This is a genomic window from Pseudomonas sp. AC247, from assembly GCF_979258015.1.
Genome location: NZ_OZ409829.1, coordinates 4209976 through 4234714, shown reverse-complemented (window position 1 = coordinate 4234714; position 24739 = coordinate 4209976). Strand labels below are relative to the sequence as shown.

General features: G+C 60.5%; 27 protein-coding genes. 22 read left to right on the top strand and 5 right to left on the bottom strand.

The window, feature by feature from the left end:
- Positions 1–8 precede the first annotated feature (8 nt).
- The gene (locus ACZZ0B_RS19210) at positions 9–1253 is read right to left on the bottom strand and encodes an aminotransferase class I/II-fold pyridoxal phosphate-dependent enzyme (protein ID WP_463546002.1); all 1245 of its coding nucleotides are present in this window, start codon (positions 1251–1253) and stop codon (positions 9–11) included.
- Between the two features lie 224 nt (positions 1254–1477).
- On the opposite strand from ACZZ0B_RS19210, the gene ACZZ0B_RS19205 reads away from it, so the two are divergent.
- The 4 genes from ACZZ0B_RS19205 (at position 1478) to ACZZ0B_RS19190 (ending at position 6229) form a co-directional block, all read left to right on the top strand.
- Positions 1478–2380, top strand: a complete 903-nt coding sequence (locus ACZZ0B_RS19205; protein ID WP_463546001.1) for a LysR family transcriptional regulator — start codon at positions 1478–1480, stop codon at positions 2378–2380.
- Positions 2381–2609: 229 nt separating this feature from the next.
- Positions 2610–3803, top strand: a complete 1194-nt coding sequence (locus tag ACZZ0B_RS19200) for a CaiB/BaiF CoA transferase family protein (RefSeq protein WP_463546000.1) — start codon at positions 2610–2612, stop codon at positions 3801–3803.
- A complete protein-coding gene (locus ACZZ0B_RS19195; protein ID WP_463545999.1) occupies positions 3800–4726 on the top strand; it encodes a hydroxymethylglutaryl-CoA lyase in 927 nt (308 codons plus the stop codon). The genes ACZZ0B_RS19200 and ACZZ0B_RS19195 overlap by 4 nt, the downstream gene beginning before the upstream one ends.
- 171 nt (positions 4727–4897) lie before the next feature.
- Positions 4898–6229: an MFS transporter gene (locus ACZZ0B_RS19190; protein WP_463545998.1), complete on the top strand. Its 1332-nt coding sequence runs from the start codon at positions 4898–4900 to the stop codon at positions 6227–6229.
- An 83-nt stretch (positions 6230–6312) separates the two neighbouring features.
- On the opposite strand, the gene ACZZ0B_RS19185 is transcribed toward ACZZ0B_RS19190, so the two are convergent.
- Positions 6313–6798: a DMT family transporter gene (locus ACZZ0B_RS19185; protein WP_008076869.1), complete on the bottom strand. Its 486-nt coding sequence runs from the start codon at positions 6796–6798 to the stop codon at positions 6313–6315.
- Positions 6799–6875: 77 nt separating this feature from the next.
- Between ACZZ0B_RS19185 and ACZZ0B_RS19180 the strand changes: the two genes are divergently transcribed.
- The 8 genes from ACZZ0B_RS19180 (at position 6876) to ACZZ0B_RS19145 (ending at position 12887) form a co-directional block, all read left to right on the top strand.
- Positions 6876–7790: a LysR substrate-binding domain-containing protein gene (locus ACZZ0B_RS19180; RefSeq protein ID WP_463545997.1), complete on the top strand. Its 915-nt coding sequence runs from the start codon at positions 6876–6878 to the stop codon at positions 7788–7790.
- Between the two features lie 209 nt (positions 7791–7999).
- Positions 8000–8734, top strand: a complete 735-nt coding sequence (locus tag ACZZ0B_RS19175; protein WP_463545996.1) for a PA3715 family protein — start codon at positions 8000–8002, stop codon at positions 8732–8734.
- A gap of 29 nt (positions 8735–8763) precedes the next feature.
- Positions 8764–9483 carry a PA3715 family protein gene (locus ACZZ0B_RS19170; RefSeq protein WP_463545995.1) on the top strand — a complete coding sequence of 240 codons (720 nt, stop codon included), beginning with the start codon at positions 8764–8766 and terminating at the stop codon, positions 9481–9483.
- A gap of 4 nt (positions 9484–9487) precedes the next feature.
- Positions 9488–9904 (top strand): fosfomycin resistance glutathione transferase, encoded by a 417-nt coding sequence (fos, locus tag ACZZ0B_RS19165; protein ID WP_463545994.1) that lies wholly within the window; start codon positions 9488–9490, stop codon positions 9902–9904.
- A 60-nt stretch (positions 9905–9964) separates the two neighbouring features.
- Positions 9965–10603 (top strand): LysE family translocator, encoded by a 639-nt coding sequence (locus ACZZ0B_RS19160; RefSeq protein ID WP_008076879.1) that lies wholly within the window; start codon positions 9965–9967, stop codon positions 10601–10603.
- Positions 10604–10682: 79 nt separating this feature from the next.
- Positions 10683–12032 carry a sensor domain-containing protein gene (locus ACZZ0B_RS19155; protein ID WP_463545993.1) on the top strand — a complete coding sequence of 450 codons (1350 nt, stop codon included), beginning with the start codon at positions 10683–10685 and terminating at the stop codon, positions 12030–12032.
- Between the two features lie 116 nt (positions 12033–12148).
- On the top strand, positions 12149–12307 hold the full coding sequence (locus tag ACZZ0B_RS19150; protein WP_081500477.1) for a KGG domain-containing protein: 159 nt from the start codon (positions 12149–12151) through the stop codon (positions 12305–12307).
- A gap of 76 nt (positions 12308–12383) precedes the next feature.
- Positions 12384–12887, top strand: a complete 504-nt coding sequence (locus ACZZ0B_RS19145; RefSeq protein WP_008076884.1) for a DUF4142 domain-containing protein — start codon at positions 12384–12386, stop codon at positions 12885–12887.
- A gap of 65 nt (positions 12888–12952) precedes the next feature.
- On the opposite strand, the gene ACZZ0B_RS19140 is transcribed toward ACZZ0B_RS19145, so the two are convergent.
- From ACZZ0B_RS19140 to ACZZ0B_RS19130, 3 genes are all read right to left on the bottom strand, one after another.
- On the bottom strand, positions 12953–13363 hold the full coding sequence (locus ACZZ0B_RS19140; RefSeq protein WP_008076887.1) for a low affinity iron permease family protein: 411 nt from the start codon (positions 13361–13363) through the stop codon (positions 12953–12955).
- A gap of 120 nt (positions 13364–13483) precedes the next feature.
- Positions 13484–14023 carry an AidA/PixA family protein gene (locus tag ACZZ0B_RS19135; protein WP_463545992.1) on the bottom strand — a complete coding sequence of 180 codons (540 nt, stop codon included), beginning with the start codon at positions 14021–14023 and terminating at the stop codon, positions 13484–13486.
- A 125-nt stretch (positions 14024–14148) separates the two neighbouring features.
- Positions 14149–14652: an inclusion body family protein gene (locus tag ACZZ0B_RS19130; protein WP_008076892.1), complete on the bottom strand. Its 504-nt coding sequence runs from the start codon at positions 14650–14652 to the stop codon at positions 14149–14151.
- A 378-nt stretch (positions 14653–15030) separates the two neighbouring features.
- Between ACZZ0B_RS19130 and tam the strand changes: the two genes are divergently transcribed.
- The 10 genes from tam to ACZZ0B_RS19080 all read left to right on the top strand — a co-directional run bounded on the left by tam (position 15031) and on the right by ACZZ0B_RS19080 (position 24699).
- A complete protein-coding gene (gene tam / locus ACZZ0B_RS19125; protein ID WP_463545991.1) occupies positions 15031–15801 on the top strand; it encodes a trans-aconitate 2-methyltransferase in 771 nt (256 codons plus the stop codon).
- 164 nt (positions 15802–15965) lie between these two features.
- Positions 15966–16967, top strand: a complete 1002-nt coding sequence (locus ACZZ0B_RS19120; protein WP_008076896.1) for an ATP-grasp domain-containing protein — start codon at positions 15966–15968, stop codon at positions 16965–16967.
- Between the two features lie 93 nt (positions 16968–17060).
- Positions 17061–18200: a trypsin-like peptidase domain-containing protein gene (locus ACZZ0B_RS19115; RefSeq protein ID WP_463545990.1), complete on the top strand. Its 1140-nt coding sequence runs from the start codon at positions 17061–17063 to the stop codon at positions 18198–18200.
- Positions 18201–18272: 72 nt separating this feature from the next.
- Positions 18273–19400: a phosphoribosyltransferase domain-containing protein gene (locus ACZZ0B_RS19110; RefSeq protein ID WP_463545989.1), complete on the top strand. Its 1128-nt coding sequence runs from the start codon at positions 18273–18275 to the stop codon at positions 19398–19400.
- A complete protein-coding gene (locus ACZZ0B_RS19105; protein ID WP_463545988.1) occupies positions 19390–20148 on the top strand; it encodes an HAD family hydrolase in 759 nt (252 codons plus the stop codon). Before ACZZ0B_RS19110 ends, ACZZ0B_RS19105 begins: the two co-directional genes overlap by 11 nt.
- The gene (locus tag ACZZ0B_RS19100; protein ID WP_440096340.1) at positions 20141–21235 is read left to right on the top strand and encodes a cysteine protease StiP family protein; all 1095 of its coding nucleotides are present in this window, start codon (positions 20141–20143) and stop codon (positions 21233–21235) included. Before ACZZ0B_RS19105 ends, ACZZ0B_RS19100 begins: the two co-directional genes overlap by 8 nt.
- Entirely contained in the window at positions 21235–22185 is a 951-nt protein-coding gene (locus ACZZ0B_RS19095; RefSeq protein WP_008077958.1) for an HpcH/HpaI aldolase/citrate lyase family protein, read from the top strand. Before ACZZ0B_RS19100 ends, ACZZ0B_RS19095 begins: the two co-directional genes overlap by 1 nt.
- Entirely contained in the window at positions 22182–22937 is a 756-nt protein-coding gene (locus tag ACZZ0B_RS19090) for an HAD family hydrolase (RefSeq protein WP_463545987.1), read from the top strand. The genes ACZZ0B_RS19095 and ACZZ0B_RS19090 overlap by 4 nt, the downstream gene beginning before the upstream one ends.
- 2 nt (positions 22938–22939) lie before the next feature.
- On the top strand, positions 22940–23524 hold the full coding sequence (locus ACZZ0B_RS19085) for a TerD family protein (RefSeq protein WP_008077954.1): 585 nt from the start codon (positions 22940–22942) through the stop codon (positions 23522–23524).
- Entirely contained in the window at positions 23524–24699 is a 1176-nt protein-coding gene (locus ACZZ0B_RS19080) for a TerD family protein (RefSeq protein ID WP_463545986.1), read from the top strand. The genes ACZZ0B_RS19085 and ACZZ0B_RS19080 overlap by 1 nt, the downstream gene beginning before the upstream one ends.
- Positions 24700–24739: the final 40 nt, after the last annotated feature.

The window sequence follows — 24739 nt, the reverse complement described above, 5'->3', positions numbered from 1 at the left end:
TCCCTGTTTCAGTCGTCGACATCGCAACGGTGGGTGCGCAACAGCTCGGTCATCACTTCGCAGAAGCGCCGGATCAGTGCTGGCGACATATCGGCGCGCAGGGTAATCCGGATGGCCGCCTTGCCTTGCGCAACCACCGGGAAAAACACTGCGCTGGTGAAAAATCCCTGCTCGGCCAACTCACTGGCAATACGATTGGCCACCGCCGCCTGGCCGCATTTGATCAGGCGGATGGCCATGTTGCTGTGGCATTGCTCGGTGCTGATCAGGCTGTCAAACAGGCGGATATTAGCCTGCAGGCTCGCCTGCAACGTGGCGAATTCTGCGCTGCGATGCAGACGGATCGAGGCCCGCCCGGCGCCGATCGCCGCGCAGTTGAGACTTTGCGACCAGTTGCTCGGCCCGCCGTAGCGCTGGATGAGTTTTTTCTGCCGCGCGTTGCCGAGCATGACCAACCCACCGCTGGCGCCAAACGATTTGGCCAGTGAGGCGACGATCAGGCAGTCGTCCTCCAGCGCCGTTACTTGCGGACGTACCAGGCCGGCGCCTTGCTGGCCCACGGCAGACAAGGCGTGGGAATCATCCAGGTACAGAAACAGCCCATAGCGATCCTTCAGGTACAGCAGGCCTTCCATGTTGGCGACGCCGCCCATGCTGTAGGCGCCGTCGGCGACATAGGCGACACGGGCGTGCTGCTGGCAGGTCCGTTCGAGAAAATCCATGTCGTTGTGCGGCGCGGTGATCACCCGGGTTTCATCGGCGCAGGCCGCTTTCAAGTGACTCATCGAGTAATGCGCCATGCGATCAAACACCATCACCGGTGGCTGCCCCTCGGTGAAAATGCCGCTGGCCAGCAACGGCAGGATGCCGGCGCTGGCCGCGCTGCAAGACAAGGTGCTCAGGCAGACCGCACCGAACAGCTGCGACAGTTCGGTTTCGTATTGCTCCAGAATCGCCAGTTTGCAGCGGTTCTTCGAGTTGGCGACCCGCAGGCTGCCGGTTTCGCGCAGCGCGGCAATGGCGCCTTCAAGCAGGGCCGGGTGGTGGTCGAGGCCCAGATAAGAGGTGGTACAGAAGTGATGCAATTCACGACCGTACTGATCGAGCAGGCGGTTGGCACCTTGCACGTGGACATTGAGCCCGGCGACTTTGCCGAGTTCGGCGATGTCCCAATCGTAATCGGCCAGGGCAATGACTTTGCGGTAGTTGGAATACAGGTTGAGGCTGGGCAACGGCAGATTCACAGGCGACATTCCTTGAGCGTAGCGATCCATGGGGTGTTGCAATTTGTGTGTATTGCCAGACTTTACAGAGCGCAAAGTCGGCTAAAAATCGGCCGTTTCCGCTAATCCTGAGAGGCGATGGAGTTTTGTTTGTAGGGCGAAGCCGCGAAAGTCTGCGGATTAATCACATGTCCGACTTCAACAAAAACCGGGCTATCCTGCCGACTCGAACGAACCCCGCCAGCGAGCCTTCCATGCTGCAGAAAAGCCTGATTCGCCGCCTCGATCTGATCACCCTGCAACTGTTTGTCGCCGTGCACGAAGAGGGCACGCTGACCCGCGCCGCCTCGCGCGAAGCCATTGCGGTGTCGGCGGCCAGCAAGCGTCTGATGGAATTGGAGGAGGCGCTGGGCATCAGCCTGTTCGTGCGCCAGGCCAAAGGCATGACCCTGACGCCGGCCGGCGAAACGTTGCTGCACCATGCGCGGCAGATGCTGTTCAACGTCGAAAAAATGGGCCTGGAACTGGGCGAGCATAGCCACGGTGTGCGCGGTTATGTGCGCATGCTGGCGAACCTGTCGGCGATCATTCAGTTCCTCCCCGAAGACCTGCGCGACTTCTCGGCGCGGCATTCGGAGGTCAAGACCGATCTGGAAGAACGGCCCAGCGCCGGGGTGATTCAGGGTGTACTCGACGGCGTCGCGGATCTTGGTATCTGTTCCAACGACAGCGACACCAAAGGCCTGCACAGCGTGCTCTACCGCGAGGACAAACTGGTCGTCGTGATGTTGCCCGAACACCCTTTGGCGGCGCGTGCGTGCGTGGCGTTCGCCGAAACCCTGGACAGTGATTACGTCGGTTTGCACGCCGCCAGTTCGATCAACATGCGCACCCACGCGGCGGCGCGCCAGGCCGGCAAAGTCCTGCGCATTCGCATCCATGTGCCGGGGTTTGATGCGGTGTGCCGGATGGTCCAGGCCAACATGGGCATCGGGATTTTGCCGCAGCGTGCGTATGAGTTGTTTGGCCAGGCGCTGGGGCTGCATGCGGTGCCGCTGACCGATGACTGGTCGGATCGCGCGCTGATTGTGGTGGTGCGCGATGAGGTGGGGTTGTCGCCCGTCAGCCGATTGTTGTTCGAGCACCTGCGCCACTGATCCACCCACACCCACCCCACATCCCCCTGTAGGAGCTGCCGAAGGCTGCGATCTTTTGATCTGTTGTTTTAAGAGCAAGATCAAAAGATCGCAGCCTTCGGCAGCTCCTACAGGGGGAGGGTGGTGCGTTCGCAGTTCGCGAACGCTTGTTGCCGAGTGAAGGCTGGATTGATCCGCGCGGTGTCCCCTAGCCTTGGCCGCATATTCCAAGAACAAGAGGTATCCCACAATGACTGCCCCCTTGAGTGCGATCAAAGTGATCGAGATCGGCACCCTCATCGCGGCGCCGTTTGCCGCGCGCATGCTCGCCGAATTCGGCGCCGAGGTGATCAAGATCGAAGCGATGGGTCAGGGCGACCCGCTGCGCAAATGGCGCAAACTGCACGAAGGCACCTCACTGTGGTGGTACCTGCAATCGCGCAACAAGAAGTCGCTGGCGCTCAACCTCAAATCCGCTGAAGGCATCGAACTGGTCAAGCAACTGGCCCGCGACGCCGACGTGATCATCGAGAACCTGCGCCCCGGTGCCCTGGAGAAACTCGGCCTCGGCTGGGACGTGCTCCACGCACTCAATCCCAACCTCATCCTGGTGCGCATTTCCGGCTACGGCCAGACCGGACCGTACCGCGACCGCCCGGGTTTCGGTGCGATCGGCGAGGCGATGGGCGGCATTCGCTACACCACTGGCACGCCCGGTTCGCCACCGGCGCGAGTGGGCGTCAGCCTCGGCGATTCACTGGCCTCGCTGCACGCGGTGATCGGTGCCTTGATGTCGCTGCTGCGGGTCAAGACCGGGCAGGGCGGCGGTCAGGTGGTCGATGTGTCGCTGGCCGAAAGTGTGTTCAACGTCATGGAAAGTCTGGTGCCGGAATACGACATGCTCGGCCATGTCCGCGAACGCAGTGGCGGCGCGTTGCCGGGCATTGCCCCCTCCAATACCTATCTGACGGCTGACGGCGCCTACGTGGTGATCGCCGGCAACAGCGACCCGATCTACAAGCGGCTGATGCAGACCATTGGCCGCAGCGATCTGGCCGACGCCGAGGAGTTCGCCCACAACGACGGTCGCGCAGCCAAGAGCGGAATGCTCGATGCGGCCATCACCCACTGGACCAGCAGCCTGCCGATCAACGACGTGCTTGCCGCCCTCGAAGCCGCCGAAGTCCCGGCTGGACGCATCTACTCGGTCGCCGACATTGTTGCCGATCCGCACTATCAGGCGCGGGAGATGTTGCTCAACGCCGAACTGCCGGGCGGTGCAACGGTGAAGATGCCCGGCATCGTCCCGAAACTGTCGGAAACCCCCGGCGGCGTGAACTGGTCGGGGCCGACCCTCGGCCAGCACACCGACGGTATCCTTGCCGGTCTCGGCCTGACTGAACTCGACATCGAACGCCTGAAAAGCCAAGGGGTGGTGCAATGATCACGGACTATTCGCCAACGTTGATCGTCCAGGAAGTTTCGCCTCGCGACGGCTTGCAGATCGAGCCGACCTGGGTGGAAACCGCTGACAAGATCGCGCTGATCGATCAGCTGTCGCTGGCCGGTTTCAGCCGCATCGAGGCCGGTTCGTTCGTCTCGCCCAAAGCCATTCCGGCACTGCGTGACGGCGAGCAGGTGTTCAAAGGCATTGAACGCCAGCCGGGGCTGATTTACGTGGCGCTGATCCCCAATCTCAAAGGCGCACAGCGCGCACTGGAGGCGAGGGCCGATGAACTGAACCTGGTGATGTCTGCCAGCCAGACCCACAACCTCGCCAACATGCGCATGCGTTGCGAAGATTCACTGGCGGCGTTCGGCGACATCATCGCGTTCGCCAGCGGCTCGGGCGTGCGCCTCAATGGCAGCATTGCGACGACGTTCGGTTGCCCGTTCGAGGGCCAGATCGCCGAGGATCGCGTGCTGCAAATCCTCGACGCCTATCAGGAACTCGGCATTCAGGGCATCACCCTCGCCGACACCACCGGCATGGCCAATCCGCGTCAGGTCGATCGCTTGGTGCGACGGGTGTTGCAGCGGGTTTCAGCGGCCGACCTGACCCTGCACTTTCACAACACTCGTGGCCTGGGTTTGTGCAATGTGCTGGCAGCGTACGAGGCCGGTGCCCGGCGTTTCGACGCGGCGCTTGGCGGCCTCGGTGGTTGCCCGTTTGCGCCGGGGGCGTCGGGCAATATCTGCACGGAAGATCTGGTGAATCTGTGCGATGAGATCGGCATTCACACCGGCATTGATTTACCGCTGTTGTTGCAACTCTCGCGCGGATTACCGGCGCTTCTCGGGCACGAAGTCCCCGGCCAATTGGCCAAGGCCGGGCGCAATTGCGACCTGCACCCCATTCCCACCTGAACACCGCCATTCCCCTGTAGGAGTGAGCCTGCTCGCGATTGCGGTCTGTCATCCAGCACGGATGTCGACTGACCCATCGCCATCGCGAGCAGGCTCACTCCTACAGTTAAAAACCAAACCAGACAACAAAAACAATCGGACGCCCACCGGCAGTCCGCCTGGAGAAAAGCTATGAGCCTCAATGTAATGGAGGCGGGCGCAAGCTCGTCCGTCGATCACGACGCCGAAAAAGCCCTGGTCAGCAAAGTCGCCTGGCGCCTGATGCCGCTGATCATGGTGTGTTACCTGTTCGCCTTTTTCGACCGCATCAACATCAGCTTCGCCAAATTCCAGCTGCAAGCCGACCTGAGCCTGAGCGACACCGCGTACGGTCTCGGCGCCGGGCTGTTCGTGGTCGGTTATGTGTTGTTCGAAGTGCCCAGCAACATGATGTTGTACAAGGTCGGCGCGCGCCGCTGGATCGCCCGGATCATGATGTCGTGGGGCGTGGCGACGGCACTGATGGTCTTCGTGACCAGTGAATGGCAGTTCTACGCGCTGCGCTTTCTGATCGGCGCGATGGAAGCCGGTTTTGCCCCGGGCGTGCTGTATTACCTGACGCTGTGGTTCCCGCAGCACTTCCGTGGACGCATCACCTCAATGCTGTTTCTGGCCTCGGCGTTTGCCGGTCTGGTCGGTGCGCCGTTCTCCGGCCTGGTGCTGGAACACCTCGACGGCATGCTGCAAATGCGCGGCTGGCACTGGTTGTTTCTGCTCGGCGGCGTGCCGTGTGTCGGCCTCGGTTTCCTGGTGTTGATGCTGCTCAAGGACCGCATCGAAGACGCGCACTGGCTGACTGCCGAGGAGAAAAAACTGCTCTCCAGCCGTATCGCCCATCACGAGCCGCACAAGAGCGGCGGTTCGTTGCTGGCGGCGCTGAGAATTCCGGGTTTCCTGACCTTGGGCCTGATCTACTTTCTGATTCAGGTCGCCTCCTACGGCCTGAATTTCTGGGCACCACAATTGATCCGCAGCGCCGGTACCGAGAGCCCGGTGATGATCGGGCTGCTGACGGCCATCCCATACATCTGCGGCGCGATCACCATGGTCGTCATCGGGCGGTTATCGGACGCCACCGGTGAGCGGCGCAAGTTTGTCGCGGGGCTGGTGGTGGTCGGCGCAATCGGCTTCTTCAGTGCGGGGATTTTTGCTGACCACACCACGTTCCTGATTGTCGCCCTCGGCTTGCTCGGTGCGGGCATCATCGCTGCGATCCCGAGCTTCTGGACCTTGCCACCGAAGTTGCTGGCCGGTGCTGGCGCAGGTGCCGCCGGCGGGATTGCGGTGATCAACACCCTGGGGCAGTTCGGCGGGATCGTCAGCCCGGTCATGGTCGGGCGCATCAGGGACCTCACCGGCAGCACCACGCCGGCGCTGTATGTCATCGGTGTCGCGGCATTGATCGCGGCGGCGTTGCTGCTATGGGGGTTGCCGCAGAAACTGCGCACACTCGACAAATATTGAGCCGCTGAAAAGATCGCAGCCTTCGGCAGCTCCTACATGATCCGGTCAATGTAGGAGCTGCCGAAGGCCGCGATCTTTTGATCTTATTGCGCTGCCAAAACCTTTCCCGGTGAATGGCCAAACTGAATCAACCCCACCCCCGCAATCAACAACAGCGCCCCAAACACCCGTGGCAGCGTCAGCTGTTTCTCCAGCAACCCGAACAACCCGAAGTGATCCAGCAGCATCGAAGCCAGCACCTGTCCGGCCAGCGCCAAGGCAATGAATCCCGAAGCCCCGAGCTTCGGCAGCAACACCACCGCCAGCGCGACAAAACACACGCCAAACGCACCACCGGCCCACATCCACAACGGCGCTTTGCTGATAAAGGCCATCGACGGTAGCGGCAAGCGCAACAGCAGAATCACCGGTAACAACACCAACACACTCACCAGCAGCGAGGCCAATGTCGCCCACAGCGGATGGCCCAAGCCGCGCGCCAGATTGCTGTTGATCGCGCCCTGAAACGGCACCACCGCCCCGGCAAAAGCGGCCAACGCCAACAACCCGGCCCACTGCAACGTACTCATGCTCATTCTCCAACAGGTTTTGCTGGACTCTAGAGTATTCGTCGCGCAGATTTAAATTCCGTTTCGTCATCCAGAACATGCATCAAATGAATGATCTACGCCGCATCGACCTCAACCTGCTGGTGATCCTCGACGCCTTGCTCAGCGAACAGCACGTCACCCGCGCCGCCGAGCGCTTGCACCTCAGCCAACCGGCGGTCAGTCATGCGCTGGCGCGTCTGCGTGACGTGCTAGGTGATCCGCTGCTGGTACGGGCTGGCTCGACGCTGGTGCCGACTGCGCGAGCACTGGAACTGATCGCACCGTTGACCGAGGCGCTGGCACAAGTGCAATCGCTGCTGGCGCCCAACACCTTCGATCCGGCCAATGCACGACGGACTTTTCGACTGGCGATGTCGGACTATGGCGCGGCGATCATCCTCCCGTCGCTGATCCGAACCCTGCGTCATGAGGCGCCCGGCATCGATTTGCAAATCAGCCATGCCAGTCGTGAAGGGATGCTTGAAGGCGTGCTCAATGGCGATATCGACGTGGCGGCCGGAGTCTTCCCGGAAATGCCCCACGAATTGCGCAGCACGCTGCTGTTCGAAGAACGCTACGTGTGCTTGCTGGATTGCCGGACGTTGCCGGCCAGCGGTCATCTGGACCTGCGCACTTACCTGTCGCGCCCCCACGTCTTGCTGGAAATGCGCGGCAGCGGCACCCCGGAAATCGAACGCGCGCTGACCTCATTGCGCGAACGTCGCCGCGTCGCGATCAGCCTGCCGCACTGGAGCGTCGCGCCGCAGTTGATCAGTGGCACGGACCTGATTTTGACCGTGTCATCGCGAAGTGTGCGCGACATTGATCAGCAGACACTGGTCGTGGTGCCGCCACCGTTCGAGATTCCGCCGTTCACGTTTGTGCTGGCCTGGCATAAGCGCCGGGGTGGAGATCAGGCGTTGAACTGGTTGAATCAAAAAATTCAGGAAGGGATAGTCGCGGCGAGCTGAGCGTTATTTACCACGCTTTTGGCGGCAGTCGCCGTGTATGGCGGTGTAGTGGCGTGTAATACAAGACGCTACAGCGTGATACGAGGAGAGGCCAGTCCCGTTTGTCTTCTGGGTAAGACCAAATGCGTTTTGATTTGCTGATGATTCGGTTGAAAGGGTCGATACAGCAGGGGATAGTGCGCGGCTGAAACCTCATCAAGGAGCTGGAAGTGACAGTGAAGTCTGGCTGGATCGGGTGTGCGGGGGTGTGCGCGTGGTTGATGGCGGGGCCGGCGTTTGCCGATTGCACGCCTGCACCCAAGGCGCAAACGCTGGATTTTTCCATTTGTAAGGACTGGCCGGCGTTTCCAGGGCTGACGATCACCGCCGCCGCCCATTTCTCGCCCGATCCGGTGTACGGCGCAACAGAGACCGTGGGTGTCTACGACCTCGGGTTGTCGCTGAGGGCGAGCAGCGACTCGCAGCCGTTGGCGACGTTTCATCAGCCGGCTGCCTTCTCTGTTGACGCTATCGCGCTGGATGAACTGAAATTAGACACTGCCCGCTACAAGCTCGCGCCGCAATTGCAGGCGTTTGGCGTTCGAGTGCGCTTCAAAGGCTCTTCGCGGGTGAATCCTCTGGATGAAACCTGGTTGTCGCTCTATGTGAAAGAGGGCAACACACTGCGTCCGGTCATGGATCGTCTGGTGGTATACGAGTATGGCGGTGAGTGGGATGGTAATTGTGCGGGCGAGCGTTATGAAACGTCGCGAACGCTGGAGCTGGCCAAAACCAGCACGAATGGCTATGCCGACCTGATCGTTAAAACGATCAGCAGCTCGACCGTTGGCAGCGGTGAGAGGGAGGTGTGCGAATCGAAAACCGTCACGCAAAAACCTGTCCTGACGACAATCCGTTATGACGGCAAAAAATATGAATTGCCCGCCGACTTCAAGGGCAACTAAGACAACCGTTTTTTATTCAAGGAAGAACAATGATTTCACGTAACACATTGCTGGGCTCCTTCATCGTCCTGGGACTGTTAACGATGACCGCCCAGGCCGCTTGCCAGACCAAAGACTTCGACGGCAAGTCGCTGTCCCGCTGCAAAGTCTGGCCGGCGTTCCAGAATCAGGCGATTGCACTCAAGTCGACGTACCTTGCCGACGCCGGGAGTGACGATGCCGGGATGTACGATCTCGACCTGTCGATCGTCAATGCCAGCAACGCCGCGCCCATCGCCACTTACCACAAGCCGGGCGCTTACAACTCCGACGCCATTCGCCTGGATGATTTGCGCATCGACACCGCGCGCTATCGCCTGGCGCCCGACGTGCGGGCTTTCGGCGTGCGTTCATTGTTCGGCCACAGTTCCAGCGCACTGCCTTATGAAAAAACCGATCTGACCCTGTACGTCCGCGAGGGCAATGCGCTGCGTCCGGTACTGGAAGGCTTGGTGGTGTTCAAAAACAACGGTGAATTCATGGGTGACTGTAGCGGGTATGCCAATCAGGTCCGCCGCACGCTCGACGTTGCGCCAACGAGTCACCATGGTTTCGCCGATTTGATCATCACCACCCGCGGCAGCAAAATGAAAGACGTCAAGTCCGGAGGCCAGTGCGTGTCAAAAACCACTGACCTGAAGAAAACCCAGATCACCCTGACTTACGACGGCGAGCAATACGTCGTCCCCGAGGACTTCAGAGGTTACTGAATCCATGCTGACCGGCCTCAACCACCTGACCCTGGCGGTCAGCGATCTGCAGCGCAGCCTGGCGTTTTATCGCGATGTGCTGCAGTTGCGCGTCGAGGCAACGTGGGACGCCGGCGCGTATCTGTCGCTGCCGGGGCTGTGGCTGTGTCTGTCGCTGGATCCATTGCGCAAGTCCGAGCCGGGCGCTGATTACACGCACTACGCCTTCAGTCTGGAAAGCGCGGACTTTGCGAATTTCGTACAGCGGCTAAAAGCGGTCAACGTGCAGCCATGGCGCGACAACCGCAGCGAAGGTGCGTCGTTCTACTTCCTCGATCCGGATGGCCACAAACTGGAGCTGCATGTTGGCGATCTGGCGTCGAGGCTGGCGGCGTGTCGGCAAAAACCGTACGCCGGCATGCGTTTTTACGACGAGCAGTGATCAGGCGCAATTGGCTGATATAGACTGGCCGCCACGTGTTCTGGCGCTTGCAGGTTTTCCATGACTCCATCTTTGCTAATGGCCGTTCTGGCCTCGGGTTTCATCTACGGCATCACGCCGGGGCCGGGTGTGCTGGCGGTGTTCGGCATTGGCGCGGCGCATGGGCGGCGGGCCGGGGCCGGGTTCCTTTGCGGGCATTTGCTCGGTGATGTGGTCTGGTGCAGCACGGCGCTGATCGCGATTGTCGGCGCCCGGGAAATCGGCAGCACGGCGTTCGATGTGCTTGGCGTGCTCAGCGGCCTGTACCTGTTCTGGCTCGGCTGGCGTGCGGTGCGGGCCCAGCGCCGTAGCGGCGACGAGGCACAGGGCGCGGCGCGTCAGCCGTTCTGGCACGGGATTCTGTTCGGTTTGACCAATCCCAAGGCTTATCCGGTGGCGGTGGCGACCTTTACGGCGCTGCTGTCGAGTCGCGCCGAACTGCTCAACTGGTCGATGTTGCCAGCGCTGATCGCCTTGAGTTTTCTCGGCGGATTGCTCGCCTACGCTATTCTCATTGGCGTGGTCGGCGCTAAGCGGGTGCGCACGCTGTATCAGCGTCACGAACTGCTCATTACCCGCCTGTGCGGCGTGATGTTCATCGGTTTTGCCGTCAACGCGCTGATGCATGCGCTGCCGGGGTTGATGCCGAACAAGGCTTGATGGTCTGTGCAAGGATGCGTGAATAAAAGGTCAGGGATGGTTGATGAGTGCTGCATTGTCCGGACACCCACGCTGAACCATGGAAAGCCGAAATTCCGCGCCGTTGGCGAGTTACATCGACCTGTTGCTGGACGCCGTTTGTGCGGTCGACAAGCAGGGGCGCTTCGTGTTTGTCAGTGCTGCCTGCGAGCGTATTTTCGGCTACACGCCAGACGAATTGATCGGTCGGCCGATGATCGAACTGGTGCACCCGGCGGATCGGCAGCGCACGCTTGCGGCCGCCAGCGAGATCATGGGCGGCGAGCCGAAACACAACTTCGAAAACCGTTATGTGCGCAAGGACGGTCGCGTCGCGCACATTCTGTGGTCGGCGCGCTGGTCGGAAGTCGATCAACTGCGCATCGCCGTGGCCCGCGACATCACCGAACGCAAACAGGCCGAATCACGCCAGGCGGCGTTGTATGCGATTTCCGAAGCCGCCCATGTCGCCGAGGATCTGCTGGCCCTGTTCAGGCGTATTCACCTGATCATCGGTGAATGGTTGCCGGCGCTGAATTTCTCCGTGGCGCTGTACGACGAGCACTGCGCGCAACTGAACTTTCCCTATCACGTCGACGATCACGAATTGCAGCCCGAGCAGCCCGGCACCGTCACCGGGCGCTTGTGCACAGAAGTGATCCGCAGCGGTCAGCCGATTCTTCTGACACCCGACAGCGACGATTGCCCGGCTGATTTTGCCGCACTGGTCGCCGGGCAGAATTCGCCTTGCTGGCTCGGCGTGCCCCTGAATTCGAAAAACGGCACCATCGGCGCGTTGATCGTCAAAAGCCTGCCCGGCGGCGAACGCTACACCGAGCAGGACAAGGAGCTGCTGCAATACGTCTGCGCCCAGGTTGCAACCGCCATTGAACGCCAACAATTGCACGCCCGACTGCGGCGCATGGCGCAATACGATCAGCTCACGCAACTGCCAAATCGGGAGTTGTTGCGCGAGCGTTTGACGGCGGCTTTAAGCGGCGCCCGCGAGCAATCCGGGCATATGGCGTTGCTGTATGTCGACCTTGATCGCTTCAAGCAGGTCAACGACACGTTCGGTCATGCGGTGGGCGACATGCTCCTGCAAACCGTGGCCAATCGCCTCAAGGGCTGCGTGCGTGAAACCGATACGGTCGCACGGATTGGCGGTGATGAGTTCGTCGTGCTGTTGCACAGTGTTCATGCCGCTGAAGATGCCGACAGCGTGGCGGAAAAAATCCGACAGGTGCTGGTACAACCGATGCGTCTGGATGGCCACAACCTGCGCATCGAGCCGAGTATCGGCGTCGCCCGCTACCCCGAGCACGGCAGTGGCGAGGAGCAACTGTTCCGGCATGCCGATCAAGCGATGTACACGGCCAAGCGCTTGAACCACCACGCCTTCAATAACTGATCCGGTCGCGCCGTTCGTCGCATCGAGGGCAATTTTTCTAAACCTTTGCCCGGCAGAAAATTCTCAATCTAGGCGGGCACCTGCTCGCCACGATCATTACCAAGAGGTAGAGAATCATGCCTAATTCAAGAAACTCGAACTCGGGAAACTTCGCCAACGATCGAACGAAGGCCTCTGAAGCTGGTCGCAAAGGTGGGAAAACAACCACCACGACAGTTGATAAAGAGCCTGCGAAAACAGACATGGGCCGCAAGCCCGCTCAGAAATCGAAGTAGTCGGTGAAGGTTGTTTTGATTGAGAGGCGGGGGCGTAAGCTCCCGCTTGAATTTGCAGAGTAAGGAGGGCGCGACCATGAGCCGGATGGCCACCCGTGTACGCAACATCAGTTTTGCAACATTGCTGGGCCTGTGTGCCAGCAGTGCTTTCGCCCAGTCGCCCGCCGACTTCATCAACGAAGCGTCGGCAAAAGGCATGGCCGACATTGAGGCCAGCCGCTTGGCGCACGGCAAAACCGAATCCAAAGAGGTCAAGGATTACACCATCGTCGTGATCAATGACCGCACCACGGCCAATCAGCATCTGGCGAAGATCGCCAAGAAGCTCGACTTGCCCGTCGCCCCACGCGAGGAAATGGCTGACAAGGCCAAAGAACTGATACCAGAAGTCAAAGACGGCGCGACGTTCGACCAGGCCTATGCTGCCAGTCAGGTCAAAGCCACCGAAGAGGCTATCGAACAGATTCAGCAGCAGGCGCAAACCACCGACGTGCCGGAAATCAAAGCCTTCGCTGACGAGACGCTGCCCAAATTGCAAAACCACCTGCAAATGGCCCGCGCCCTGCAAGCCAGCCGCTAATCAAAAAAGATCGCAGCCCGCCCCATGTAGGAGCTGCCGCAGGCTGCGATCTTTTGATTTAGCGATCAACACTCATTCAAATCCTGTTTCGGCTTACCCTTCTCGCCCAGCCCCTCAAGATTGAACACCTCGCCCTCACCCAGCATCCGATAGTGCTTGCGCAACGCTTCCAGTTGCTTGAGGTCCAGCGCCTCCAGTCCGAGCATCGCGTTCTGCGCCTCTTTGGTCACCAGCAGCAATTCATCGATCTTCAAATGCAGGATGTCGGTGTCGCGGTTCTGCGTGTTCTGAATCAGGAACACCATCAAAAACGTGATGATCGTCGTCGAGGTATTAATGATCAGTTGCCAAGTATCGTTGTAATTAAAAATCGGCCCGCTCAACCCCCACAACCCAATCAGGATCAATGCCCCCATGAACGTCTTCGGGCTACCGGCCCACAGGGCGAGCTTCTGGGAAATCTTTGCGAATTTCATAGCCGTGTTCCTTATTGGGATGCGCCTGAAATTCAGACACTGACGGGGTTGTGAAAATTCGACTAGTGACTTCGTTAATCTGGAAAACCGGCCGTGTAGACCGGTTTTCTCATCTCGCCCCTAAGGCTTGATCCCAATATCCACCAGCCAACTGAAATACCCCACAGCCTCACATTGCTGATTCACCAGCATAAAACTCAGCTCGCATTGTGCGACCCCGATACCCTTCGCCGTGCAAGCCCAAAAGTGATCATCTGCCTTGTGGCTGCGGGGTACGGTTGGGTTTGCCGGGTCGGGAGCGGGGACGGTGAGGTGCGTGTGGACTTCCAGGGCCGGTTCTGTAACCACGTCGCTGCTGGCGACGGTCATGCGATAGATGACGACGCTGTGCTCGGCGATCAGGCTGATGGATCGTCCACGAAAATGCAGGAGGCGGCCGATCTCGATTGGCAGTGTCACTTTGCTGTCATTTATAACTATTTCTTTCGAATTATTACCCGCGGCGAAAAAGACCAGACCATCGGCAATGCCTGTTGGCGCGGCCGGGTCCAGGCTGGGATCCGGATGGCGCGTCAGCATTGACTCGGCATCCACGATCAGCAGGATATTGTGTGCATATGTAGCGGCAGAATAGGGCGAGGGAATGGGTTCGGAAGTCATCATGGATTCCTTTCATGATGTTGGCACAAGACGGGCACCGCTTCGGTCAAGGCAAGACATCCTGTTCCGGCCGGGGCGGCAACGGATCGGTTGAGCCCCTCTTGGGCGAGGGGCCCTGAACATCATCAGTTATGAATGGAGATGAACGGATCCCACGAGCAGCAGCCGATGATCTGGCAGTTGCGATCGACGATCAGGAAGTGGAAGTGATAGGTCACGCGACCGCAGTCCAGGGTCTCCGACGACCAATAATGGTTATCGACTTTCTGGCAGCTGGGGACGGATGGGTTTTCCCGATTGGGTACCGCAACACAAGCTGTAGCCTTGCGCGGCGAGGGTGGCGAGATCAGGTCAGCACCGGCATTGCCGATGAACTTGTAGAAAATTACCGCCTGTTCGAAGCTCTGCGACAGGCTTGTTTCGCGCCAGCGGATCAGGTCGCCGACCTGAGCCTTCAGGTCCAGCTCGCCACCGGCCTGACCACTGACGACGTTATCCTGATTGGTGACCATGTACACATGATGCCAGTCGATCAGCGTGGGGTTCTTCGGGTCTTTGCTGATGTTTGGATATTTTTTCAGAATGGTTTCGGTGTCGATAGAGACCAGAATATCCGTAACTCGAGACATGGTAACGCTCCTTTTTTCAGAGTGACCGTCGCGCTGCAATCCAGGCACGACGACGCTTGCTTGCCGTATGGCTTACGCGAGCACACTACTGGGGGGAACCCACCGGTCATGAGGTATGAGCAGGCCGTGCTCCTTGCACGAAGACGAGAGAATCGGGTTCCTTCCGACTGCCGCCACTTGACTATAGGTAGATTTCGTTTGCTGTCAAAATCGCTTTTGTCTGGCTCGACGGACGGTCAGAAACGCAATAGGCACCTAAGCATTGGCGATAAAGAACGGTCTTCGCAGACATGCTTTGAAATGAGTCGCTCTGGAGCGAATCGCGATGCAACCTGTATTGTAACCAACCGCTGCAACACCCCCTGACAGGAGAACGCAATGAGTTGGTCTGCCCAGCAATATGTCGCCTTCGAAGATGAACGTACCCGGCCGGCGCGCGATCTGCTGGCGGCGATTCCATTGGCTGAAGCGCGCTCGGTAATCGACATCGGTTGCGGCCCGGGCAACTCGACCGAACTCCTGGTGCAGCGCTTTCCGGGGGCAGGCGTCAGCGGACTGGACAGCTCGGCTGACATGATCGAGGCCGCACGCAAGCGCTTGCCGCAGTTGCAGTTCGAGGTGGGCGACATTGATCAATGGGCTGACGAAGGCCGCTTCGATGTGATTTTCGCCAATGCGGTGTTGCAGTGGGTGCCGGACCATGCGGCGTTATTGCCGGCGCTGGCAGGCAAGTTGTCGTCCGGTGGCAGCCTGGCGATCCAGATGCCGGACAACCTCAACGAACCGTCCCATCGGCTGATGCGTGAAGTCGCCGCCAATGGCCCGTGGGCGAGCGAACTGGCGGGGGCAGCAGGCCAGCGCACCGATATGGCGAGCGCCAGCGATTATTTTTCCATGCTGCGACCGCACTGTGCGCGAGTCGACGTGTGGCGCACCACCTATCACCATCAGTTGACTGGCGGAGCGGCGGGGGTGGTCGAGTGGTTCAAGGGCAGTGGTCTGATCCCGTTTCTCAACCCGTTGAGCGAGGCCGAGCAGGCAGCGTTTCTGGAGCAATACCAGGCGCGAGTCGAAGAGGCCTATCCGGCGCTGGCTGATGGTTCGGTACTGTTGCCATTCCCGCGGCTGTTCATTGTTGCGACCCGATAATAATCAGGGGCGTTGCAGGTGGGGTTTGCCGAGGCAGGGCCATTTGCACTGTACCCCTTGAGTTTGCACCGCAAGTCGGTACTGTCCGCTCCAACAGTGGAAGTCGGCGAATTTTTCATGTGTTTTACGGCTTTCGGCGCATCGACAAGGGAGGGTAACAAATAGTGATCTGGTTTCTCGAAGGGCAGTCCAGTCAACGGGACATCATTCTCGGCGCGCGCGAAGCGTTGCCGGCCGAAGTGAAGATTTACGCCTCGCATCGACAGGATCGTCCCGAAATCACTTCGGTTGCCGACGTCAGTTTTGTCGAGCCTGCGGACAATCAGGAGCGCATCGATTGGGTCATTGCCACCGCGCAGGCTCATCAGATCAAGGTTGTACTGGCCGGCCGTGTGGGTCGGGAGTTCGAACACGCCCGTGAGCGCTTCGAGCGCGCCGGGCTTGTGCTGGTCACCGGTGCACTGTCGCTCGACACGTTTGACCTGGTCGACGACAAAAGCCGCTTCACGGCTGAGGCGGAGCGCGCGGGTCTGGCCTGCGTGCCGGCAATCACCGCATCGAATGCCGAGGAACTGCAAGCGGCTTACCAGATGTTATCGGCGTCGGGGGAAGTCTGCGTCAAACCTGCCGTGGGCATTTACGGTCAGGGTTTCTGGCGGTTCAAGGCCAGTGCCGACCCTTTTCGCTGCTTCGCCAACCCCGATGTGCGTGAAGTGAACTTCGACATCTATATGCACGGCTACCGTTCGGCACTGACGCCGCCACCACCGATGCTGGTCATGCCGTACATGGCGGGCAGTGAATGTTCGGTGGACATGGTCTGCGAAGCCGGGCGCCCGGTTGCGTTCGTCGGCCGTCGCAAGAAAGGCCTGCATCAACTCTGCGAGCGTGAAGGGGCGGCGATCGAGCTTGCCTTGAAGGCCGCCGAGCACTTCAAGTGTGACGGTATCGTCAATGTTCAGACCCGTGACGACGCAGACGGTAACCCGCACCTGCTAGAGATCAACGCGCGTTATTCCGGCGGCGTCGGCTACACCCGGGCGGCCGGCGTGAATCTGGCGGGGATTTTTGCCGCTCGTCGGCTAGGCTTGCCCGAGCCCCAAGGGATTTGGCGACCAGACGTGCGGGTGAAGGGGATCACCGTTGCGGCGGTAGCATCACCCTGATATTAAATAGGCCTATGAAGTCTGATACCATTTGCTCGTTTGCGTCGACCGGCACAGACCCACGCAGGAAGCAATCCAAGGAGTTTTCAAGGAATGATGGTGCTAGCGCCTGGCGCAAACACCGCAGTATCAAGCGCCCGGAGTGAATGGACTCTGGAATGTGGTAACTCTTCGGCTTTCGGAGAGTACGCCGCAGTTGCCATATTGCCGGTTGATGAAAAACGCCGCCCGAAAGGTGATCCTGCCCTCTTTCAGACGCCACGCGCCTGGATGGAATGGGTCGAGGACCAGCAGAAAGTCGGCTGCAAGCTGAAACTGGACGAAATCCCGGCGGGCAGCGATCGCGTGCTCCTGGTGGTGTACACCTTTTCTGCTGCGGGGCCGGTGAGTGAGCTGAAAAACCTGCGCCTGCAGGTCGATGGCCAGATTGATTACGCGCTGGACCTTGGCGAAAACGGCGAGTCCGCCATCATCATTGGCGAGTTCTACCGCCGAAATGACCAATGGAAATTTCGTGCGCTGGCTGAAGGCTCTGCCTACGGCCTCGCGGCGCTTGGCCGGCGTATCGGTCTGGATATCGACGACGCCCATCCCAATGGCCGCTCCAGTGGCTCAGGCTCCGGTCGACCGCCGAGCAACGCCACCGGCACGGCGTTCGCCGTCTCTGCCACCCATGTCATGACCTGCGCCCACGTCATTGAAGGCATGCGTGAGATCCACATTGCCTCGTTTGACGGGCGTTATCGTGCCGATCCCGTTGTGGTTGATCGACGCAACGACATCGCTCTGCTGCGGGTGATCGATTGCCCGGCATTGAAACCGGTAGCGTTCAAGTCCGGCTTCGGTTGCGATCTGGGCGAAGCCATTGTCGCGCTGGGGTTTCCTTTGGCCGGTTTTGCCGGCGGTGGTGTCCACGTCACTCAGGGCGGTGTGTCGGCCCTGTTCGGTTTGCACAACGACGCCAGCCTGCTGCAGTTCACCGCAGCCATCCAGCCGGGCTCCAGCGGCAGCCCGCTCTTCGATTCTTCCGGGGCCGTGATCGGTCTCGTCACCTCATCCATACCTGACGCACAGAACATGAACTTTGCGGTGAAAGCCTCACTGTTGAGCTCTTTTCTCGATGCCTGCCGTGTTGACGGCAGAAAACATGCATCTGGCCAGACCTTTACCGCAGCCCAACTGGCACGCGAAGCACAAGCTTCGATGTGGCGGGTGGAAGCCACAAATCTCTGATTCATCTTTGAATTGCAAACTTACGGAAGAGGCACTGGATCTTCGGTTCAGTGCCAAGGCAGGAAATTGTTAATGGAATCAAATGCAGCAACGCAAGCGCTGAGCGCACAACTGATGCGCGGGCGTCTCGACGTCAACGTTGATGATGCTGTCATTGCCCCCGACTCACTGTTCGGCTTCGCCGAGCGTCGTAATCCGAAGCGGGCATTCCTGTTCGTCTCCAAAGTACTCGGACGACACATTCCTGTGCGTCCATCGGTAATGGTCGCCAGTTTTGAAAGCCTGGCGGCAGAAATTCCGGCTGACTTGCCAGGCCCTGTGCTGGTCATCGGCATGGCTGAAACCGCTGTCGGCCTCGGTGCCGGTGTGCACCGCGCCTACAGCGCCACCCGGCCTGATACGGTGTACATGGTCAGCACCCGTCATCCCACGGGCACCGAGTTGTTCACCCGTTTCGAAGAGGAACACAGCCACGCCAGCGCGCACCTGATTCACTTGCCGGTTGATGCGCAAGTGCGGGAGCAGATGCTCAATGCGCGCTCGTTGGTGCTGGTCGATGACGAAGCCTCGACGGGCAAGACGTTCATCAATCTGCATCGCGCGCTGGTCGATGCCGGTCTGGATAAAGTCGAGCAGGTCGTGACTTGCGTGCTGACCGACTGGTCCGGCGGCGCCGTGCGCGAGGCACTGGGCGATAGCGTGCACCAGGTGTCGCTGCTGAAAGGCTCGTATGAATTTTTTGAAGACACCGATGCGCCGCTGCCGGACATGCCAGCCGTGGGCACCATCGCCGCCGGTGATTGGCCGGTAAATGCGGACAACGACTGGGGCCGTCTGGGTGTGCGCAGCGTCGCCGATACCCTGGCGCCTGCGCTTCACGTAGAGCCTGGTGAGAAAATTCTGGTGGTGGGTACCAGCGAGTTTGTCTGGCGTCCGTTCCTGCTGGCCGAACGCCTGGAGCGCGCGGGTGCCGATGTGCATTTCAGTTCGACCAGCCGCTCGCCGATTGCCCTGGGCCATGCGATCGAGCATGCCTTGTCGTTTGCCGACAACTACGGGCTGGGCATTGCCAATTTCCTCTACAACGTCCGTCCGGGTCAGTTCGATCGGGTGCTGATCTGCTCGGAAACCCCGCAGCAGGCGGTGTCTGCCGAACTGTTGAAAACACTGAATGCGCAGGTGATCGTTGATGCAAAGTAATCGCCCGCTGGCGTTGGTCGATCTCGACGACACGTTGTTTCAGACCGCGCGCAAGATGCCCGAAGGTACACCGCGCCACACAGCGACCCTGGATGTCGACGGTCAGCCCAACGGCTACATGAGCCCGGTGCAGAAATCGATGGCCGAGTGGCTGCTGGCAACCACCGACGTGGTCCCGGTCACGGCGCGCAGCGTGGAAGCCTTCAGCCGCGTCCGGTTGCCTTTCCGGCAGGGCGCGATTTGCTCCCATGGCGGGGTGATTCTTGGTGCCGACGGCAAGCTTGATCAGGCTTGGCAGGCGCGCATGAGCGATATCCTTGCGGCCTATCAAAGCCGTCTGCCGGAACTGAGCGAAGCGACACTCGCCATCGGCAGGCAGCTCGGTATCTCGTTGCGTGGCTGGGTGGTCGAAGAAGAGGGCCTGCGCCACTACGTGGTGACCAAACACAACGAAAGCAGTGACGAAGTGCTCAACGCCGTGCTGGCGGAAGTTCAGTCCCAGGGCTTGCTCGAGGGCATGCACGTTCACGCCAACAGCAACAATCTGGCCTTCCTGCCGCAGGGCCTGTCCAAGCAGGCGGCGGTGCAGGAATGGTTGCGCCGTGATCGCGAAGCCAACGGCGAGCGTCCGCTGCTCGGCTTCGGCGACAGCATTACCGACCTGGCATTCATGCAAGAGTGTCACTGGTGGGTGACCCCGACGCGCAGCCAGTTGGCCAAACGCGTAGAGGCATCGGTTCATGAGTAAGGCCATCTCCAGCCTGGTGACGGTGGGCAGCGCGAGCTACGCGTCGGATGACGTGCATTTCCTGCTGCAAGCCGTGCAGATGGACGTGACCGACGTCGAGGAAAAAGAGCGCCTGATTCAAACGAAGCAGAAGCACTATTCCGAAATGATCAGCCTGGAAAGTGCGCCCAGCGATATTCACAAGGCGCTCTACGAGCGAGTCCTGGCGCAAAACGGCGCGCGCATGGCCGCCGATGTGCAAGCCCTGGCGCTGGGTTTGAACGAAGCCTGCAACGGCCCGTCGATTGTCCTGGTGTCGTTCGTGCGCGCCGGTCTGCCGCTGGGTGTGCTGCTGCGTCGTGCGCTGATCGAGATGGGTCGCGAAACCTATCACTACGGCATCAGCATCGTCCGTGATCGGGGTATCGATACTGTGGCGCTGGAAGCCATCATCGAGGCCCATGGCGCCGAGAACATCATCTTTGTCGACGGCTGGACCGGCAAGGGCGCGATCTGCGGTGAAATCCAGCGCAGCCTCGGCGATGACGCGCGTTTCCCGAAACTGCCGCGCCTGGTCGTGCTGGCGGACCCGTGCGGTCGCGCATGGATGGCGGCGTCTGCCGAGGACTGGGTGATTCCGTCCGGCATCCTCGGGGCGACCGTCTCCGGTCTGGTGTCTCGCTCGATCTGGCCGGAAAACGGCGGACTGCACGGCTGCGTGGTGTACGACCACCTGCGCGAGCACGACGTGACGCAAGCGTTCATCGAGCACATCGAAGTGCAGCGCAAAGCCTTGGGCGACGTTGCCAAAGCCACGCCGTGGAGTGAAGAACAACGTCGCGAACTGCAGGGCGCGGCGACCCATGTCGTTGAATCACTGGCAGCACGTTTTGAGATAACCAACCTCAACCGGGTCAAGCCTGGCATCGCCGAAGCGACGCGCGCCGTGCTGCGCCGCGTTCCGCACCACGTGTTGATCCGCAACCGCAACGACAGCGACGTGCAATTGCTCATGCATTTGACCGAAGCGGCCGGCGTACCGGTGGAAGAGGTCGGTGCACAGTTGGGGCCTTACCGCGCCGTGACGATCATCAGGAGCCTGGGCTGATGAAAACCCTTTCTCCCTATGCCCTCGGCGCCACCCTCTACATGCCGGCCACCCGCGCTGACCTGCTCGATGTGGTGTTCCGCAACAAGCTGCCGGAGCTGCGCTCGCTGGTGGTGTGCCTGGAAGACGCGGTTGCCGATATTGATATCGCGACGGCGCTGGCCAACCTGCATGGCCTGTTGACGGTCATCGATCAGCGCGGCGGTCGTCCCGAAGACGGCCCGTTGCTGTTCGTGCGGCCGCGCGACTCGGAGATGGCGGCGGTACTCAACGACTGGCCGCTGATGGCGCACGTCGATGGCTTCGTCATCCCGAAACTGACCCTGGCCAATCTTGGCGCCTGGGAGCAGGCCGTGACCAATCCGGCGTTGTTCCTGATGCCGACGCTGGAAACCACCGACGTATTCAATCCCACGGCCATGGTCGAATTGGGGCAGGCACTCAAGGCCAGCCTCAATCAGCGCATCATCGCCTTGCGCATTGGCGGCAACGACTTGATGGGCAGCCTCGGTCTTCGGCGTAATCCGACCACCACGCTGTACAGCACGCCGATGGGGTACGTGATCCCGATGCTGGCCGGCGTCATGGGCTCGCAGGGCTTTGCATTGACCGCGCCGGTGTTCGAGCAGTTGGCATCGCCGCATCTGCTCAAGGAAGAACTGGAACTCGATATCGCCCATGGCCTGGTTGGCAAGACGGCGATTCATCCGAGCCAGATAGAGATCATTCAGGACACCTTGCGCGTCAGCCTTGAAGACTTCAACAGCGCCAAGCTGATCGTCAGCGACGTGGCCCCGGCCGTATTCCGCCACAACGACGCGATGTGCGAGCCTGCTACACACTACCGGTGGGCAGTGAAAATCCTTGAGCGCGCGCAGTGGCACGGTATCCGTCAGGCGGAAGTCGGTGTCGGTGAAAGCGCGATTCGTCTGGCGGAGGTGTCAGGATGATAGAACAGATCGATAGCCCTGGAGCACCGCCACGGCCGGTTTTGGCGGTGTTCGATTTCGACGGCACGCTGACCCGGCACGACAGTTTTGTGCCGTTCCTGAAGTTCGCCTTCGGCAAGCGCGAGTTCAATCGTCGCCTGCTTCGGCTGGCCTTGCCCAGCCTGCGGTTCGTCGCCCGGCGGATGAGCCGTGACGAACTCAAGGCGCAACTGATCCGCACGTTTCTCTCGGGCGTGAAGCTTGAGTGGCTGCAACAGCACGCCGCGAGTTATTGCGCGCAGGCCTGGCCGCGCCTGATGCGCCCGTCAGGGTTGCTGGCCATTGAGGCCGAACTCAAGTCCGCCGCCGTGGTGACCCTGTGTTCCGCCTCGCCTGCGCTGGTGTTGCAGCCTTTCGCCGACCGTCTGGGCGTGAAGTTGATCGGTACGGAACTGGAAGTGGTGGACGGCGTACTGACCGGACACATCACCGGCAACAACTGCCGATGCGAAAACAAGGTACTCAGGCTCGAAGCGGTTTACGGCAGCTTGCTGCAGTTCCGGATCCGCGCCTGGGGCGATACCCGCGGCGATCACGAGTTGCTGGCAGCGGCTGAAGATGCGCACTGGCGGCACTTTCACCCGACGTGGCGACGTGGCCGTCTGCGGGTGAGCAAAGCTAGTAATCCGGGCGTGCGTGATGCGCACACCGACCTGCATGGGGCGGGCAAACCTGATCGCTCCATGAACACCGATGACCAACAAGGAGCGTAACCATGGCACTTACCCTGAGTAAAAAACAGTCCATTTCCCTGGAAAAAACTGCCGGCACTGCGTTGTCCAGCGTCAGCCTCGGCCTGGGTTGGGATCCGGTAAAGGCCGGTTTTCTCGGCAAACTGATGGGCGGTGGCGGTGACATCGACCTCGATGCTTCGTGCATCCTGCTCGACGCCAGCTTGAAGCCTGTCGATCTGGTCTGGTTCCGTCAGCTCAAGTCCCAGGACGGCTCGATCCAGCACTCCGGTGACAACCGCACTGGCGAAGGCGCCGGTGACGACGAAACCATCCATGTTGATCTGCAGCGCCTGCCTGCGGTGGTCCAGCATCTGGTGTTCACCGTGAACAGCTTCACTGGCCAGAACTTCGAAAAAGTTGAAAACGCCTACTGCCGCATCATCAATGCTGGCAACAAAACCGAGCTGGCGCGCTTCAACCTGTCCGAGCGTGGCGCTCACACCGGCATCGTCATGGCGAGCCTGTCGCGCGACAACAATGACTGGAAGTTCACCGCTATCGGCGAGTCCACCCATGGTCGCACCGCCGATGACCTGATCAACCTGGCCACTCAGGCGCTGCGCTAATGGCCAGCCTTGCTCCGGGCGGCAACGCGCCAGTTGCCAGCGGCCCGCTTCGCGTCGACATCAATTACTCGCCCATTCCGGGCGCGGACATTGATGTCTCGGCCTTCGTTCTGGGAACCACGGCAAAGGTTCGCGGCGATGGCGACATGTGCTTTTACGGTCAGCCGAGCGTGCTCGGCGGTGCCGTGACCCTGGCGGATTCCTCGGCTGGGCGCGCGGTGTTCAACGTTGATCTGAGCCGTCTCGAACCGGCCGTGGAAAAGGTCGCGCTGACCGCCACGATCTACGAGAACAAAGCCAGCTTCGAGCGCGTCTCGCAGCTGTCGGTGGTGGTCTCGGGTGGCGTTGAAGCGCAGATCCCGACCAGCGGCATGAAGGAAACCGCGCTGATCCTCGGTGAGTTCTATCGCCGTCAGGGCGAGTGGAAATTCCGTTGTGTCGGTCAGGGTTTCAACGGCGGGCTCGAGCCACTGGCCAAGCATTTCGGCGTTGATGTCGCGGCTCCGGCTCCGGCAGCCGCGCCGACTCCGGCGCCAGTACCCGTGCCACCACCAGCACCGGCCGCGCCGAAGTCGACGATCAGCCTGAGCAAGGTCACCCTCGATAAAACACGCAGCTCCATCAGCCTGGAGAAGACTGCTGCCGGTTTCGGCGAGATCAAGGTCAACCTGAACTGGAACAAGCGCAGCTCCGGCGGATTCTTCAAGAGCAGCACCTCGATCGACCTGGACGTCGGTTGCCTGTACGAGTTGCAGGACGGTGAAAAGGGTGTGGTTCAAGCCCTTGGCAACTGCTTCGGCAGCCTGAATCACGCACCGTACATCCAGTTGATGGGCGACGATCGTACCGGCTCTGTTGCCGGTGGCGAGTGGCTGCACATCAATGGTACCAAGTGGGCGGAAGTGCGACGGATCCTGATCTTCGCCTTCATCTACGAAGGCGCGCCGAACTGGCGGGAGACCGATGGTGTCGTGACCATCCACATCCCGAACCAGCCGGACATCGAGGTACGTCTCAACGAAGAGGGCGGACGTGATGGCATGTGCGCCATTGCCATGCTCGAAAACGTCAACGGCGCCGTCAAGGTGTCCCGGCGTGTGGACTTCCACCGTGGTCATTCGGCGGTGGACAAAGCCTATGGATGGGGCATGAGCTGGCGTGCTGGCTCGAAATAGTGACTTCGGCGGGGCTTGGGGCCCCGCCTTTCAGAGGACC